General features: G+C 50.9%; 11 protein-coding genes. 7 read left to right on the top strand and 4 right to left on the bottom strand.

The genetic code is table 11. The annotated features are described in order from the left end of the window. The first annotated feature begins 256 nt into the window (after positions 1-256). Positions 257-811: a cytochrome b gene (locus tag DD586_RS07810; RefSeq protein ID WP_012884268.1), complete on the top strand. Its 555-nt coding sequence runs from the start codon at positions 257-259 to the stop codon at positions 809-811. Between the two features lie 29 nt (positions 812-840). Continuing rightward, entirely contained in the window at positions 841-1,422 is a 582-nt protein-coding gene (locus tag DD586_RS07805; RefSeq protein WP_012884267.1) for a YceI family protein, read from the top strand. A gap of 49 nt (positions 1,423-1,471) precedes the next feature. On the opposite strand, the gene trhO is transcribed toward DD586_RS07805, so the two are convergent. Beyond that, the gene (trhO, locus tag DD586_RS07800; RefSeq protein WP_012884266.1) at positions 1,472-2,530 is read right to left on the bottom strand and encodes an oxygen-dependent tRNA uridine(34) hydroxylase TrhO; all 1,059 of its coding nucleotides are present in this window, start codon (positions 2,528-2,530) and stop codon (positions 1,472-1,474) included. 210 nt (positions 2,531-2,740) lie between these two features. Here trhO and DD586_RS07795 point away from each other — a divergent pair, with 210 nt between their 5' ends. From DD586_RS07795 to mdtG, 3 genes are all read left to right on the top strand, one after another. Further along, positions 2,741-3,835, top strand: coding sequence for an NADH:flavin oxidoreductase/NADH oxidase (locus DD586_RS07795; RefSeq protein WP_012884265.1), 1,095 nt, complete (start codon positions 2,741-2,743; stop codon positions 3,833-3,835). Positions 3,836-4,078: 243 nt separating this feature from the next. Then, positions 4,079-4,999 carry a Kdo(2)-lipid IV(A) acyltransferase gene (locus DD586_RS07790; protein WP_012884264.1) on the top strand — a complete coding sequence of 307 codons (921 nt, stop codon included), beginning with the start codon at positions 4,079-4,081 and terminating at the stop codon, positions 4,997-4,999. Between the two features lie 45 nt (positions 5,000-5,044). Continuing rightward, positions 5,045-6,271, top strand: coding sequence for a multidrug efflux MFS transporter MdtG (gene mdtG, locus DD586_RS07785; RefSeq protein ID WP_012884263.1), 1,227 nt, complete (start codon positions 5,045-5,047; stop codon positions 6,269-6,271). 84 nt (positions 6,272-6,355) lie between these two features. Here mdtG and mdoH read toward each other — a convergent pair whose 3' ends face one another. Together mdoH and DD586_RS07775 are read right to left on the bottom strand one after the other, a co-directional pair. Then, positions 6,356-8,905, bottom strand: coding sequence for a glucans biosynthesis glucosyltransferase MdoH (mdoH, locus tag DD586_RS07780; RefSeq protein WP_012884262.1), 2,550 nt, complete (start codon positions 8,903-8,905; stop codon positions 6,356-6,358). Then, a complete protein-coding gene (locus tag DD586_RS07775) occupies positions 8,898-10,400 on the bottom strand; it encodes a glucan biosynthesis protein G (protein ID WP_095522551.1) in 1,503 nt (500 codons plus the stop codon). The genes mdoH and DD586_RS07775 overlap by 8 nt, the downstream gene beginning before the upstream one ends. A 470-nt stretch (positions 10,401-10,870) precedes the next feature. Here DD586_RS07775 and DD586_RS22470 point away from each other — a divergent pair, with 470 nt between their 5' ends. Then, the gene (locus DD586_RS22470; RefSeq protein WP_071818923.1) at positions 10,871-11,290 is read left to right on the top strand and encodes a DUF2946 domain-containing protein; all 420 of its coding nucleotides are present in this window, start codon (positions 10,871-10,873) and stop codon (positions 11,288-11,290) included. 190 nt (positions 11,291-11,480) lie between these two features. Beyond that, positions 11,481-12,962 (top strand): PepSY-associated TM helix domain-containing protein, encoded by a 1,482-nt coding sequence (locus DD586_RS07770; protein ID WP_012884259.1) that lies wholly within the window; start codon positions 11,481-11,483, stop codon positions 12,960-12,962. A gap of 137 nt (positions 12,963-13,099) precedes the next feature. On the opposite strand, the gene DD586_RS07765 is transcribed toward DD586_RS07770, so the two are convergent. After that, a complete protein-coding gene (locus DD586_RS07765; protein ID WP_012884258.1) occupies positions 13,100-14,764 on the bottom strand; it encodes a methyl-accepting chemotaxis protein in 1,665 nt (554 codons plus the stop codon). Positions 14,765-15,182: the final 418 nt, after the last annotated feature.

The following is a 15,182-nucleotide window of genomic DNA, read 5'->3' as shown; positions in this document are numbered from 1 at the left end:
AGAAGAATCAAAATAAAAAAATCGAAAAATAAACAAACCACTTTAAGATAAATCCAATTTATTTATTAAAAAATAAAATAAATAGAAAATAAAACATCAAACTCAAACAACCTATTCGAATAAAAATATGAGCGCACATTCAAAAACACTGAAACATCATTCAACTGGTTTGAATATGCTATTTTTATATTGATTTTACGATTCCGTATAGTTATGTTCCTGTAACAGTTGCCAGTAAATGATAAGGATTTCAATAATGGTTTGGCGTAATACATCAACCCGATATGGATATATCAGTGTACTCTTGCACTGGGCCAGCGCTATAACAGTGTATGGCATGTTTGCATTAGGACTGTGGATGGTGACGCTAGGATATTACAACCCCTGGTATCACAACGCACCGGAAATACACAAGGGAATAGGTATACTGCTGTTTCTGACCCTGTTTTTCCGCGTTATATGGCGCTGGCTTTCCCCACCGCCTCCAGCGCTGTCAAGCTATTCAACATTAACCCGTATCGGCGCTACGGCAGCGCATATTTTCCTGTATTTATTGTTATTTAGTATTCTTATTAGTGGCTATCTGATTTCCACGGCTGAAGGTCAGGCTATTTCTGTTTTTGGCTGGTTCTCCGTCCCTGCGACGCTAAGTGGCATTCAAAACCAGGCTGATACCGCTGGCAAGATTCATTTATATCTGGCCTGGTCGGTCGTCGTTTTATCGGTTTTACATGCACTCGCGGCACTAAAACATCATTTTATTGATCGTGATGTAACGTTAAAACGCATGTCTGGTCGACATGTTGATTAATTCATTTTGGAATTTAAGGAAAAATACCAATGCTGAAAAAAACGCTTCTGCTGGGCGTCACCCTGGCATCACTGTTCTCCTGGACCGGCTCGGTCTCTGCTGCCGATTATAAAATTGACAAGAAAGAGCAACATGCGTTTATTCAATTTAGGATTCAACATCTGGGATATAGCTGGATCTACGGTTCGTTCAAAGACTTCGACGGGACATTTACGTTTGACGAAAATAATCCCTCCGCAGATAAAGTGAACGTTACTGTTAATACTAACAGTGTGGACACCAATCAGGCCGAGCGCGACAAACACATTCGTAGTGCTGAATTGCTAAATGCTGACAAATACCCTCAGTCAACATTTACCTCAACCAGCGTTCAGAAAGACGGGGACGTATTAAAAATCACCGGTAATTTGACATTACACGGTGTCACCAAACCCTTAACGCTGGATGCCAAATTGATGGGTCAGGGTGATGATCCATGGGGCGGGTATCGTGCTGGTTTTGAGGCGAAAGGCAAACTGGCGCTAAAAGATTTCAATATCACAACCGATCTTGGCCCAGCGTCTCAGGAAGTAGAACTGATTATTTCTATTGAAGGTGTTCGTCAGAAATAATCTCTGGCGCAGGGCTCTCACGAGCTCTGCGCTTAATTTTTCAATCTGACTATTTTGCTTTTTCCGGCGCAGGAATCCCCAGTGTAGTATTCAGCAGCCCTTTCGATTTGTTAAAAATCTTCATGCTAACTTCGCGATCCTTGCGGCGCAGGCGTTGCTCTTCAACTGGCAACCGTGTTTCTTCCTGACACGTACTGCTACAGCACCCCTCATATTTTTCTGCACACGTCGGACATTGAATGAACAACAAATGGCATCCCTGATTTTTGCAATTGACGTGGGTATCACATGGCTCCCCACATTGATGGCAATGCGCAATCACATCGTCGGATACCCGCTCCCCCATGCGTTCGTCAAACACGAAGTTCTTGCCGATAAACTTCAGTGGCAGCCCGCGGGATTTAGCCTGACGGACATATTCAATAATGCCGCCTTCAACATGGTAAACATTCCTGAAGCCATGATGAAGCATATAGGCGCTGGCTTTTTCGCAGCGAATCCCGCCAGTGCAATACATCACGATATTCTTGTCACGTGCTTCTGCAAGCATATCGACCGCCATCGGCAATTGCTCACGAAATGTATCGGAAGGCACTTCGATCGCGTTGTCAAAATGACCAACCTCATATTCGTAGTGATTACGCATGTCCACAAACAAGGTGTCGGGGTCATCCGCCATCCGGTTAACCTCTTCCGCTTTGAGGTACTGCCCTACCCGTGTTGGATCGAAACTGGCGTCGTCAATCCCATCGGCAACAATGCGCTCCCGCATTTTCATGCGTAATACCCAAAATGACTTACCATCATCTTCCAGTGCAATATTCAAACGAACGCCATTTAATGCCGGATGCGCGCCATACAACGCGGTACGAAAAGCCTCAAATCGACTGGCAGGGACGCTTATCTGCGCATTGATCCCCTCGCTGGCGATATAGACACGGCCGAATACCCGAGCCTGCTCAAACGCGACATACAGTGCGTCACGAAAAGCCCGTGGCTCATCCAGTTGAAAATACTTGTAAAAGGACACTGTAGTTCGCGGCTCGGTTTCAGCGAGCATGCGCGCTTTCAGTTCCTCATTGGAAACACGGTTATGTAACACTGGCATGGTGTACTGTCCTGTTTTTATTGAGGTGAATGGCGTTAAGATGATATGAACGCGATGTTGCGTAACCAATAAATTTCCGTCGCATCATACAGGAGGGACAGCATGCTGTCAGTGAACGACGGGGATATCGGAATGTGAAATCCGTATTTCAGGCACAGCAGCCACTCTGGCATGGTGTGCTGAATTTATCTTAGATGAGGGTTTATCTTCATGAGCAAGCTGTTCAGTCCATTGGCAGTGGGAAACCTGACGCTGCCAAACCGTATTATCATCGCACCCATGTGCCAGTACTCCGCAAAAGACGGTAAAGCCACAGAGTGGCACATGATGCACCTGGGCACGTTGTCACATTCCGGCGCTGGCTTACTGATTCTTGAAGCCACCGCCGTGGTGCCGGAAGGCCGCATCTCACCACACGATCTCGGCCTGTGGGATGACGATACCGAACGCGCTTTAGCGCCCGTTATCCGGGGAATTCGTCAGCACTCCACCATCCCGTTGGGTATTCAGCTTGGTCATGCCGGCCGAAAGGCCTCAACCGATGCTCCCTGGGCTAACCGGGCCTTCCTGTCTCCTGCACAAGGCGGCTGGCAAACCGTCGCGCCCTCGGCATTACCTTATTCCCCTGAAGACACGCCGCCGGTCGCCATGAGCCATGATCAAATTAAAAACCTGATTGATGCTTTTGCCGCTTCGGCCAAACGGGCAGACAGACTGGGATTCGATTTGATAGAGATCCATGCGGCACACGGTTATCTGTTGCACCAGTTCCTCTCCCCCTTATCCAACCAGCGTGACGATGAATACGGTGGTTCACTACCCAATCGGATGCGCTTGCTGCGCGAAGTTTATATGGCGGTACGTGAGGTATTTCCCCCCCATAAAGCGGTCGGCGTTCGCATTTCCGCCACGGATGCCGTTGAAGGCGGCTGGGACCTGACGCAATCGATTGAACTTGGCCACATGTTGCGTCAACTGGGGTGTGACTATATTCATGTTTCCAGCGGTGGACTATCACCATTGCAACACATCCAGCCCGCGCCCAACTATCAGGTGCCTTTCGCACAAAAGATTCGTCAGGAAACGGGGCTGGTGACGATTGCCGTCGGCTTGATTACTGAGCCTGAGCAGGCAGAAGCCATCCTTGCAACCGAAGAAGCGGACGCGGTGGCCCTTGCCCGAGCCATGCTGTTTAACCCTCGCTGGCCATGGCATGCCGCGATCCGGCTAAAAGAAAACGTCACCGTTCCTCCGCAGTTCTGGCGCTGTGAGCCTCACTACGCCAAAGGATTGTTCACCTCCTGACAGCCATATCCCCGCCGTTACCGTGCGGGGATCACAGGCGCAATACTGGCTCCCGCCCTAATGTCATCAAACGTTAAAATCAGTATTTCACAGATGCTATGATAAATACCGTGTTGAATTTGCGGATAAAAAACACACGAGTGTTTTCTTCTTAAGAATGTCGCCTTTGGCTGCTCGGTTGGAAAACGCAAAGAACTCCATTAACCGTCGGCGTATTATTCGCCGTTTTTTAATACTAACGCTATGACTCAAATCCCCGCCTTCAATCGCTCGCTGCTACACCCACGCTACTGGCCGACCTGGACAGGTATCGCGCTACTCTATCTGTTGGTACTGTTGCCTTATCCTCTCATCTATCGCATCGGCACTGGGTTGGGAAGGCTGTCAATGCGCATTCTGAAACGCCGCGTCGCGATCACACATCGTAATTTGCAGCTTTGCTTCCCGGATATGCCGACGGAGGAACGGGAGACGCTGGTTAAGAAAAATTTTGAATCCGTCGGAATGGGCGTCATGGAAACCGGTATGGCCTGGTTTTGGCCAGACTGGAGGGTGGAGCGCTGGTTTACGGTAACCGGACTAGAACACATGCGGCCGCTGCGAGAACAACAGCGCGGTGTTTTACTGATTGGCCTGCATTTCCTTACCCTGGAATTAGGGGCCCGCATCTTTGGCATACAAAACGCCGGCATCGGTGTTTACCGGCCTAACGACAACAAACTGATCGACTGGCTGCAAACCTGGGGAAGAATGCGTTCTAACAAATCCATGTTGGACCGAAAAGATGTAAAGGGCATGATCCGTGCGCTCAAACAAGGCGAGATTATCTGGTACGCCCCCGATCACGACTATGGTCCACGCAGCAGCGTGTTTGTGCCTTTATTTGCTGTGAAACATGCCGCAACGACGGTCGGTAGTTATATGCTAGCCCGTGCGGCAAAACCCGCTATTGTGCCGTTCGTCCCCCGCCGTTTGCCGGATGGCAAGGGCTATGAGCTGCTCATTCGCCCAGCCCAGTTGGATATCCCATTGGAGAATGAGGCAACCACCGCGGCCTGGATGAATAAGCTGGTTGAAGAAAATATCCTGCTGGCACCGGACCAATACATGTGGCTGCATCGCCGTTTTAAAACACGCCCTAATGGGGAACCTTCGCTCTATTAAACGCTTTTGAATCACGTGCTGGCTGCGGCCAGCCAGGGAAACACGATGGACGATACCGCTCCGATTGACTGGAAACGCAACCTCTACATTGCCTGGTTGGGATGTTTCTTTACTGGGGCGGCCTTCAGTCTGGTCATGCCTTTTCTTTCACTTTACGTCGAACAACTGGGTATACAGGGTCATGAGGCATTAAATCTCTGGTCAGGTGTAGTGTTCAGCATCACGTTTCTATTTTCGGCCATCGCGTCCCCCTTCTGGGGGCGCCTTGCCGATCGCAAGGGGCGAAAATTGATGCTATTACGCTCCGCTCTAGGGATGGCGATAGTGATGGCGCTAATGGGCCTGGTGCAGAACATCTGGCAGTTTCTGTTACTCAGAGCGGCATTGGGTGTTTTGGGCGGTTTTGTGCCGAATGCTAATGCGTTGATCGCCATACAAGTGCCCCGTAATCGCAGTGGCTGGGCACTGGGAACCTTGTCTACTGGTGCGGTCGGTGGCGCGCTGCTTGGCCCGCTACTTGGGGGGTATCTGGCCGATACCTTCGGTTTGCGTCCCGTTTTCTTCATTACTGCTGTGGTGCTGTTTATCTGCTTTCTGGTTACCTTCTTTTTCATTCGAGAGCGTATTGAGCCTGTCAGGGAAAAAGGCATGCTCAGCGGGCGCCAGGTCATGGTTTCACTGCAAAATCCTCATCTGGTGATGAGCCTGTTCGTCACCACTCTGATCATTCAGGTAGCAACCGGCTCCGTTGCACCGATACTGACCCTGTATGTACGAGAGCTGGCAGGCCAAACCGACAATCTGGCGTTTATCAGTGGCGCGATCGCGGCTATTCCGGGGGTTTCAGCACTCCTGAGCGCACCACGGTTGGGAAAACTTGGCGACAAGATTGGCCCGGAGCGGATTCTGGTTGCCATGCTGATACTGTCGGTATTATTGCTGATCCCCATGGCGTTCGTGCAATCGCCCTGGCAACTGGCGGTATTACGTTTCCTGCTGGGTGCTGCTGATGGCGCGTTACTGCCAGCGGTGCAAACACTGCTTATTTATCACTCCTCTCACCAGGTTGCCGGGCGGATATTCAGCTATAACCAGTCATTCCGCGATGTCGGCAATGTGACGGGGCCGTTGTTAGGTGCCAGCGTTTCCGCAAGTTTTGGGTTCAGAGCCGTATTTCTGGTGACGGCCAGCGTTGTGATGATTAACGCATTTTACTCCTGGCTCTCTTTGCGCCGTAAATCAAACCGGGAACTGGTATCCGAAGCAGAATAATGCTGCAAACATCATGTTTGGACATACGATGAGCATAAAAAAAGCAACGGACTGGCCGTTGCTTTTTCACTGACTTATGCGGATTTATTCGCTTTTAATCACCGGCGCAGCAAGCGTCTGGTAATGGTTTCGCCAGTTACTGTACGCATCAGACTGACTCCAGACTCGATGATGTAAGCGAGCCAATGTCACCGGATCGCTAATCAGCGCCAGACGCAGATTGCCATCAACCTCCTGAGGGTTACGATGCAGTGCGTCATTAACGCGCTGTTCACGCATATCCTCAATCGGCTTACTCAGGCAGTGACGTGCTGTTGCCATGGCACTGGCCAACGCATTGACGGACGGATCAAACACCGCATGCATAAAGCCATGTTCCAGCTTGCGCTCACGATTGCGGCGGAAGTATTCGTCGGTCGCCACCAGCTCTCGCGGCGGGTTGGACTCTTCCGGAATAAGTAAAAACTTACCACGTTTGCAAGCCAGACCAAGGTTGGCGCGACTGGACAATACAGAAACCAGCGGCGACAGAATCAGCGAAAAGACGATAGGTCCGAGCCACCACAGGAAGCGCAAATCCAGCCATGCCATACCGCCAGCCCATACCAGACCCAGCAGTAACTGAGAGCCATGGCGGGTGAAAGCCTCGCTCCAGGGCGTTGCGTCATCATCACGCTGTGGCGATTTCCATTGTACCGACCACCCCAGAAATGCGCTGACCACGAATACGGTATGAAACAACATACGCACCGGCGCCAGTAAGACTGAAAACAGCATTTCAATCAGCAGTGAAGTACACAATCTGATCGTCCCACCATAAGCCTTAGCCCCCTTGGCACAAACCAGAATGACGCTCAGCAGCTTAGGCAGGAACAGCAACACCAGCGTTGTTGAGAACAACGCTATCGCCAGTTCCGGACGCCACTGCGGCCACACCGGGAACAATTGACGGGGCTGCAGGAAATACTGCGGCTCCATCAGCGTATGAACCACCTGCAATGCCGTAGAAAGCGCCAGGAACATGAACCACAGCGGCGCAGACAGGTAAGACATAACACCTGTCAAAAATACCGCACGGTGTACCGGGTGCATGCCTTTGACCAGAAACAGGCGGAAGTTCATCAGGTTACCGTGGCACCAGCGACGATCGCGTTTCAATTCGTCCAGCAGGTTAGGCGGTAATTCTTCATAACTGCCAGGTAAATCATACGCTATCCATACGCCCCACCCGGCACGACGCATCAGCGCAGCTTCGACAAAGTCATGCGACAGGATAGAGCCGGCAAAAGACCCTTCACCTGGCAACGGTGCCAGCGCACAATGCTCTATGAAAGGTTTCAACCGGATGATGGCGTTATGCCCCCAATAATGGGATTCACCTAACTGCCAGAAATGCAGACCGGCGGTGAACAGCGGCCCATAAACACGGGTAGCAAACTGCTGGCAGCGGGCATACAGCGTATCCATACCCGATGCACGCGGCGCAGACTGGATAATCCCGGCGTTTGGATTGGCTTCCATCAAGCGAACCAGTGATGTTAAGCACTCTCCGCTCATCACGCTGTCCGCATCCAGCACCACCATATAGCTGTACTGACTGCCCCAGCGACGGCAGAAATCATCGATGTTGCCACTCTTACGCTTCACACGACGACGACGACGACGATAGAAGATACGGCCTGCACCGTCGACTTCCCGGCATAAATCCATCCACGCCTTTTGTTCCGCGATGCAAATATCCGGATCATTACTGTCACTGAGGACATAAATATCGAAATGATCCAGCTCACCGGTAGCCGCCACCGACTCGTAGGTCGCCCGCAGCCCTGCGAAAACGCGTTCTACGTCTTCATTACAGATAGGCATAATCAATGCCGTGCGATGCGCCGGATTTAACTGCTCATTCCCGGTTACTGTCGATGAGATACTGTATTTATCCTTACCGATCAGCAGTTGCAGGAAACCCATCAGCGCAGTCCAGAAACCGGCGGAGACCCAGCAGAACAGTATCGCAAATAGGATCAATATCCCGCTTTGCAGCACGTAAGGCAGTAATTGCATGATGGTGCGCCAGACATCCTGATGGATCATCGCAAACGGATCGATCAAGGCCCATCCCTGATAAGGAAGAATAGTCTTCATATACCAGGTAGCAATCGCTGTTTGAAACAGGGTCAACACCAGCAGAATATAACGACGCAGCGTTCCCACTTTACGCCAGCGGTTTTCCGCTTCGTTTTCCTCTGCCGTCTTGTACTGATGACGAGGCGGTTTGGTGCGGCCTTTGAAGGTATCCCACCAGCGTACCATTGGGTTCGTCTGCCAGGCATCGGGGAACATGGAAGCACGGGTAATACGCGGCATAGCCTGCAATGCGGTACGACCTTCACGATCTTTGCCCAGTTGCTTACCGCCATTGAGCCCATCTTCCCACGCCATTTCCAGACGGCGTGGCACCGAAACCAGCGGAACATCGTCCGGCGACTGCATATTGACAGCAGAACCGTCAGACAGTGACTGATGCAAGGAAGACAGATCCTGAGACGAAGACAGCGCCTCACGAAGGGCCTCTGCCTGCCCGGCAGGCAGAGGTAATTTCTCGATATACTCGAGGGAAGCAGTTGATTTATTCATTAGCAGGCAGCTGATAGCTCCAGGTTTCAGTCAATGTGGTATCACCATTGACCAACGCTGCTCGCATTTCCGTCGGCTGCTTGTTGTCCTTCACTTTCAGACGCAGTGTCAGACGCCAGCCATGTGTTACCGGATTATAGCGAACACTGTTTTCCACAATTTCGCCGTTGTCGCCAATACTGGCTTGCGACGCGACCGGCGCATTCGGATCCAGATCCTTCATTTTGCCGCCGACAAAATCAACCAGAAATGCAATGGTGCCATCAGGCTGACGAATCAGGTTAGACTGTTTCACATCACCCGTCGAACGCATGGTCTGCATGACATAAGCCTGTTCTGGCGAATGCAGCGCTTCTTCATCCCGGGTGAAATGCAGGCGGTACTTCATTTCCAGCGGCTTGCCTTTCTCTGGCAGGTTTTCCGGTGTCCAGAAAGCCACAATATTGTCATTGGTTTCATCCGCAGTCGGAATTTCTACCAATTCAACTTTGCCTTTACCCCAGTCGCCTTTGGTTTCAACCCAGCCGCTCGGACGCAGGTCATAACGGTCGTCCAGGTCTTCATAACCGGAGAAGTTACGGCCGCGTTGCAGCAGACCAAAGCCTTTCGGGTTTTCAATGGTATAAGTGCTGACCGACAAGTGTTTGGGATTATTCAGCGGACGCCAAATCCACTCACCATTACCGGCATGAATCGACAAGCCGTCAGAATCATGCAACGCCGGGCGGTAGTTCAGCGTCGGCGACGGCTGGTTTGGCCCAAACAGGAACATGCTGGTCAACGGCGCTATGCCCAATTTACCGACTTTATCGCGCAGGTAGACCTTGGCTTCCACGTCCATCATGCTGTCACTACCCGGATAAAGCACAAACCGGTAAGCCCCAACAGAACGCGGGGAATCCAGCAGCGCATAGATCACCAGATGTTTGTCTTCCGGTTTCGGATGCTCAATCCAGAATTCGCGAAAACGCGGGAATTCTTCACCGGAAGGCAATGCCGTATCGATAGCCAGCCCGCGAGCAGACAGACCATACACCTGACCTTTACCAACGATGCGGAAATAACTCGCCCCCAGCATGCTGAGGATTTCATCGTGCTTATCCGCTTTATTGATTGGGTAGAGCACCTTGAAGCCAGCAAAACCCAGATCTTTCACCGTCGCCGGGTCATGGTTGACCGAGCCAAAATCAAAGTAATCCGTAGAATATTTGATTTCGTTGACTTCAGTGGCAGTCACTTCGTTGATTTTGACCGGAATGTCAAAATACATACCTTGATGGTAGAACTGCAGCTTGAAAGGCGTTGGGTCTGAATTCCAGTAGGATTTGTCCTGGTTGAAGCGAATTTGCTGATAATCAGCAAATTTCATGTCACGAAACTGGGCAGGAAGATTGCTCTTTGGCGCTTCATAACCCTTTTCAGCCAGCTTTTCCGCCTTTTGCGCCACATCATCAATGGAAAAAGCCCAGGCGTGCAATGATGTCAGAGACAACATGACCGCCGCTGAAACCCAGCGAAGATTAGCAACACGCTGCTTAACCCTAAATTTATTAACCAGCACATCTCCCCCTGTATGTGTGCCTAAATCAACTAAAACCCATATTAATGGATAAGTTAGCTTTCCGACAACTTGAGAAAAGAATGGTTCATCATAATAGGTCACCGTTTAGACAACATCGGCCCACTTCAACGATAAACCGCTTTCTCAGGATGAAAAACGATAACGGATATGACCCCAGAAATGCCTAGGAATCGTCCGTTGAGAAACGAGGGTAAATTTTCCTCTCACATGACGGCAGTAGCAAGAAACTTCTGGCTCCGGCAGGCATTAAACGGCGATTTATGGAAAACAGGGCGCAATTTTTTCACCGAATGGGATCAAAAAAGAACATTTTCTTAACCCTAACCGACTGATCGGGTACAGTGTCGCCCATTCTACCCTTTGCTGATCATCACATGTAACGCATGTCCCTGTTTGAACTGAGACAACGACGCCTCCCTGTCTGGCTTGGGATACTGGCCTTTGTCATGATCTTTTTGGCTCCGCCCATTTCGCAATCGCTGCGAAATAGCCATCACGTTCAAACCCTCTCGTCCTCGTCACTTTCAGCCATGGCCCCCATGTCGGGTCATCATGAACACCACAGCATGTATACGCCCCACTCACCCACACCCCCGATGTCACATGGGGAAATGGGGATGGAGGATCATGCTGCCTGTGGTTACTGTGTCCTGCTGTCGCATTTACCGCTGCTGGCACTATCTGGTGCACTCCAACCAGCTCATGCCGTCTGGCTATCCCGCTGGCAGACACCTCGCCCTACATTTGCATCGCCTTATATTCTACGGTTCCTGCCGCCCTTACCGCGCGCTCCCCCCTTATAAATCGCCGGTGATAAAAACGAATGTGTTCATAAAACGTGGTGTGCTCATAAGCGTGGTATCACGCCGCATCACTTACGGCTGAGTTCATCGATGAGATGAGTGACTTCAGATGCCGTGGAACACCCATATCCGCCAACAAGTGCAGTGATATCCGCTGTCGGCGGCAGGCTTATGCTATTACGGAGATGTTATGTCCGAGTCAAAAACAGCCACCTCCTATGTCCATCAGGCAGACACGCTCACGGATGTGTCGCCCGAGCAAGACGCGAGTCGCGACAATCTGGTTCGCTCTCAACGCGTCGCGGTGCAGGCATTGTTGATGCGTTTGCATTTTTACATTGGGTTATTTGTTGGCCCGTTCATCTTTATTGCGGCCCTGACGGGTACGCTCTATGTGCTAACCCCTCAGATTGAAACAAAACTTTATTCTCACCAGTTGTTTACCGATACCACGGGAACTCCGCAGTTGCTGTCGCAACAAATTACCGCCGCAGCGCAGGCATTGGGTGATAAGGCACAATATGCCCGGCTGACCGCCGTTCGCCCCGCCCCCAGCGCGGGACAGACGACGCGGGTGATGTACTCACTGCCAGAACTCAGCCCTTCCGAAAGTTTTGCGGTCTTTGTGGATCCGGTATCTCTTGATATCCGTGGTGCCCTGACTGTCTACGGCACCAGCGGTATTTTACCGTTTCGCACCACGCTGGATTATCTGCATCGCAACCTGTTGCTGGGCGATATTGGCCGCCATTACAGCGAACTGGCGGCTTCCTGGCTATGGATTGCCGCACTGGGAGGAGGTTATATCTGGATCTCGACCCGCAAAGCGCAGCCCCGTTCACGCCGTCGTCCCACCAGCGGGCGTCAAAGTCCCGTCAGACAACGTCAGGGATTGCGCCGCAACCACTCGACTATTGGCTTACTGTTATTGCTTGGCTTGCTTTTTTTCTCAGCAACTGGTCTAACCTGGTCACGCTGGGCGGGCGACAATGTTGCCCAGCTTCGCGCTGTACTGGGTTGGCAAACCCCGTCGGTGAATACCCACCTAAATACCGCACCGGACACGTCAGCGTCACCACATGCGGAACATCACATGATGCCGATGCCTGCGATGCCCTCCCCTGTCACACCGCAGACCTTCGATAACGTGCTGGCTGCCGCCAGAGACGCGGGTATTAATGCCGGGAAGATAGAGGTTCGCCCGGCGCTCAAACCCCAACGTGCCTGGACTGTTAGTGAAATTGATCGATCATGGCCTACACAGGTTGATGCGGTTGCCGTTGACCCAACAACGTTCCATGTCATGGATACAATCCGTTTTGCTGACTATCCATTGGCCGCCAAACTGACTCGCTGGGGCATTGACGCTCACATGGGCGTACTGTTCGGCCTGCCCAACCAACTGTTGCTCGCGGCTTTTGGGCTCGGGCTCTGCTGCCTGATTGTCTGGGGATATCGCATGTGGTGGATACGACGTCCAACATATACATCCACCCGCAACCCGGCACAGACTCTGACCACGGCGTTCTTGCAACTGGCTGTACCTCTCCGGCTGCTGGTGCTGATAATTTCAGGCGTGTTGATGGTTAGCCTGCCCGTTATGGGAGTCAGTCTGATACTGTTTTTAGTGGCCGATATCTGGCGATGGTCGCAACATCAGCTCATTGGGTAATTATCCGGTCTGACAAAATCGCAAAAATCACTAACCACCACGGTACGCTTCGGTGATACCTGTGTTGGGCTGTAAAAAAACCGCAGTACGACATCGTGTCGCTGCGGTTTTTATTTGCATCGGCAATGAATCATTGATCAGAACGTTACCCATTCTGGGGTATCAGACACGTTCGCGTTTTTTGTACCCGGCAACCCGGTCAGCGCAAGCCCTTTTCCTGCTGATTCGCGCCGCATCGTCCCTTTCTCCGTGCCCGACTTGTTCAGCTTGAATACACTGACGGTCTTCGCCAGCGTTTGTGCCTGCTCCTGTAGCGATAACGCTGCTGCTGCGGATTCTTCTACCAGAGCAGCATTCTGCTGCGTCGTCGTATCGATCTGACCGATCGCCAGATTTATCTGATTAATGCCTTCACTTTGCTCCAGGCTGGCCCTCGCGATTTCCGTAATCACACTATCGGCGTTGTGCGCATTATCAATCACCGCCCCCATCGTGTGCTCCGTGTTTTCCACCAGCGACATGCCGTCCTGCACTTTCTGCACCGAGTTATCAATCAGCTCTTTAATTTCTTTGGCCGAATTCGCACTGCGTTGTGCCAGAGCCCGAACTTCGCTGGCCACTACCGCGAACCCTCGCCCTTGTTCGCCTGCCCGGGCTGCTTCCACGGCAGCATTCAGCGCCAGAATATTGGTCTGGAACGCAATACTGTCGATAACCCCGATGATTTCAGCCATGCGTTGGGAAGCATCACGTATTTCACGCATCTCCCGGGTGACGTCCGCCATCATTTCACCACTCTGACGCACAATGTCGGAAGCCTGTCCCGCCAGTGACGCGGCGTGTTCCGTATTGGCCGCCGTATTTTTGATAGTCGCGGTCAGCTGTTCAATCGACGCGGCGGTTTCCTCCAGCGAACTGGCCTGTTCCTCAGTTCGGGCAGACAAATCCTGATTGCCTGATGCAATCTGCGAGGCAGCAGAAGAGATGGTTTCAGCGCCCTCACGAACCTGACTGACGATATTGCACAAATTGTCATTCATCCCATACAGTGCGTGCAATAACTTCCCGGTTTCGTCTTGTGTGCACACCGACGATTCAGACGTTAAATCACCTTTGGCAACTTTCTCTGCCAGTGTGAGCGCCTCTTGCAACGGCCGCGTCACACTACGGGTAATCCCCCAGGCGATCAGCCCGCCAGCCACAATGCTGATGATAAAAACCATCAACAGCATCATACGAATTTCGTTGTAACTCGTTTGCACCATATCTTGTGCGCCAATCATTTGGCTATCCTGGTAATTGATGAATTCGGCAACTTTGCTTTTATATTTTTTCTGCAACGCCTGTGAGACGCCCATCAATTCAGCCATGGCTTCACGCTTGTTCCCACGACCTGCCAGGTCCATCAACTTATTCGCTGACAAGGTGTACTCGCTGCGAATCTGCTGGATATCTTTAAGCAAACCAATAGAGTGAGCATCTTTAACGTCTTTATGCAATTCAGTCAGTAAAGTCGTAATTTCCGCAGAGTGTGCTTTAATCTCTTCATTCTGCTTTTGAATATCCGCCGCGGAGTCTGACATTAAAACAAATTGTTGCCCCAGCAACGCATTATTCAGTTCATCAACCAGCTTATTTCCTTTTGCTGTCAACGGATAAAGGTCAGAGACGGTATAATCCATTTTTTGGTTAAAATCGCTCAATTTACTTAATGCCACAGCACCTGAAATCAACAGCATAACAATAAGAAATGAAAATCCGATTGCCAGTCTGTAGCCTATTTTTAAATTAGAAAAATTCATTATGAGCCCCTTTAATAAAATCCTTTTGTTTACAATCCAATAAACCGATTGGTAAATAACGTATATTTACCCGATCCCATACCTTGGTAGATTCATTCTTTTGGCTGTATGAATCATGGGTTCACCCTCTATACACGCCATACTTCAAGCCTGAACTTGCCCTAAAGCACCACCGCGTGGCACGTACACATTTTGTCCTGAAATTCGAATTATTTGAGGTATATCACTGTATTGGATATATACCTATTTGGGATATATCCCTATATAGAAAGAACGAAAAGTAAGATAACAGCACTGATCTCTTACCTGAGCGACAGGTGACAGCATCTGTGTGATGCAATGTGCATTGGGGAAATGCACATCGGGGAAAGTCGGGCCTTAATATGTCTCGGTTAGTACAGTGGGTACATTTACCGTA

The organism is Dickeya parazeae Ech586, from assembly GCF_000025065.1.
Taxonomy (GTDB): domain Bacteria; phylum Pseudomonadota; class Gammaproteobacteria; order Enterobacterales; family Enterobacteriaceae; genus Dickeya; species Dickeya zeae.
This window is presented reverse-complemented; position numbering and strand designations above follow the sequence as displayed.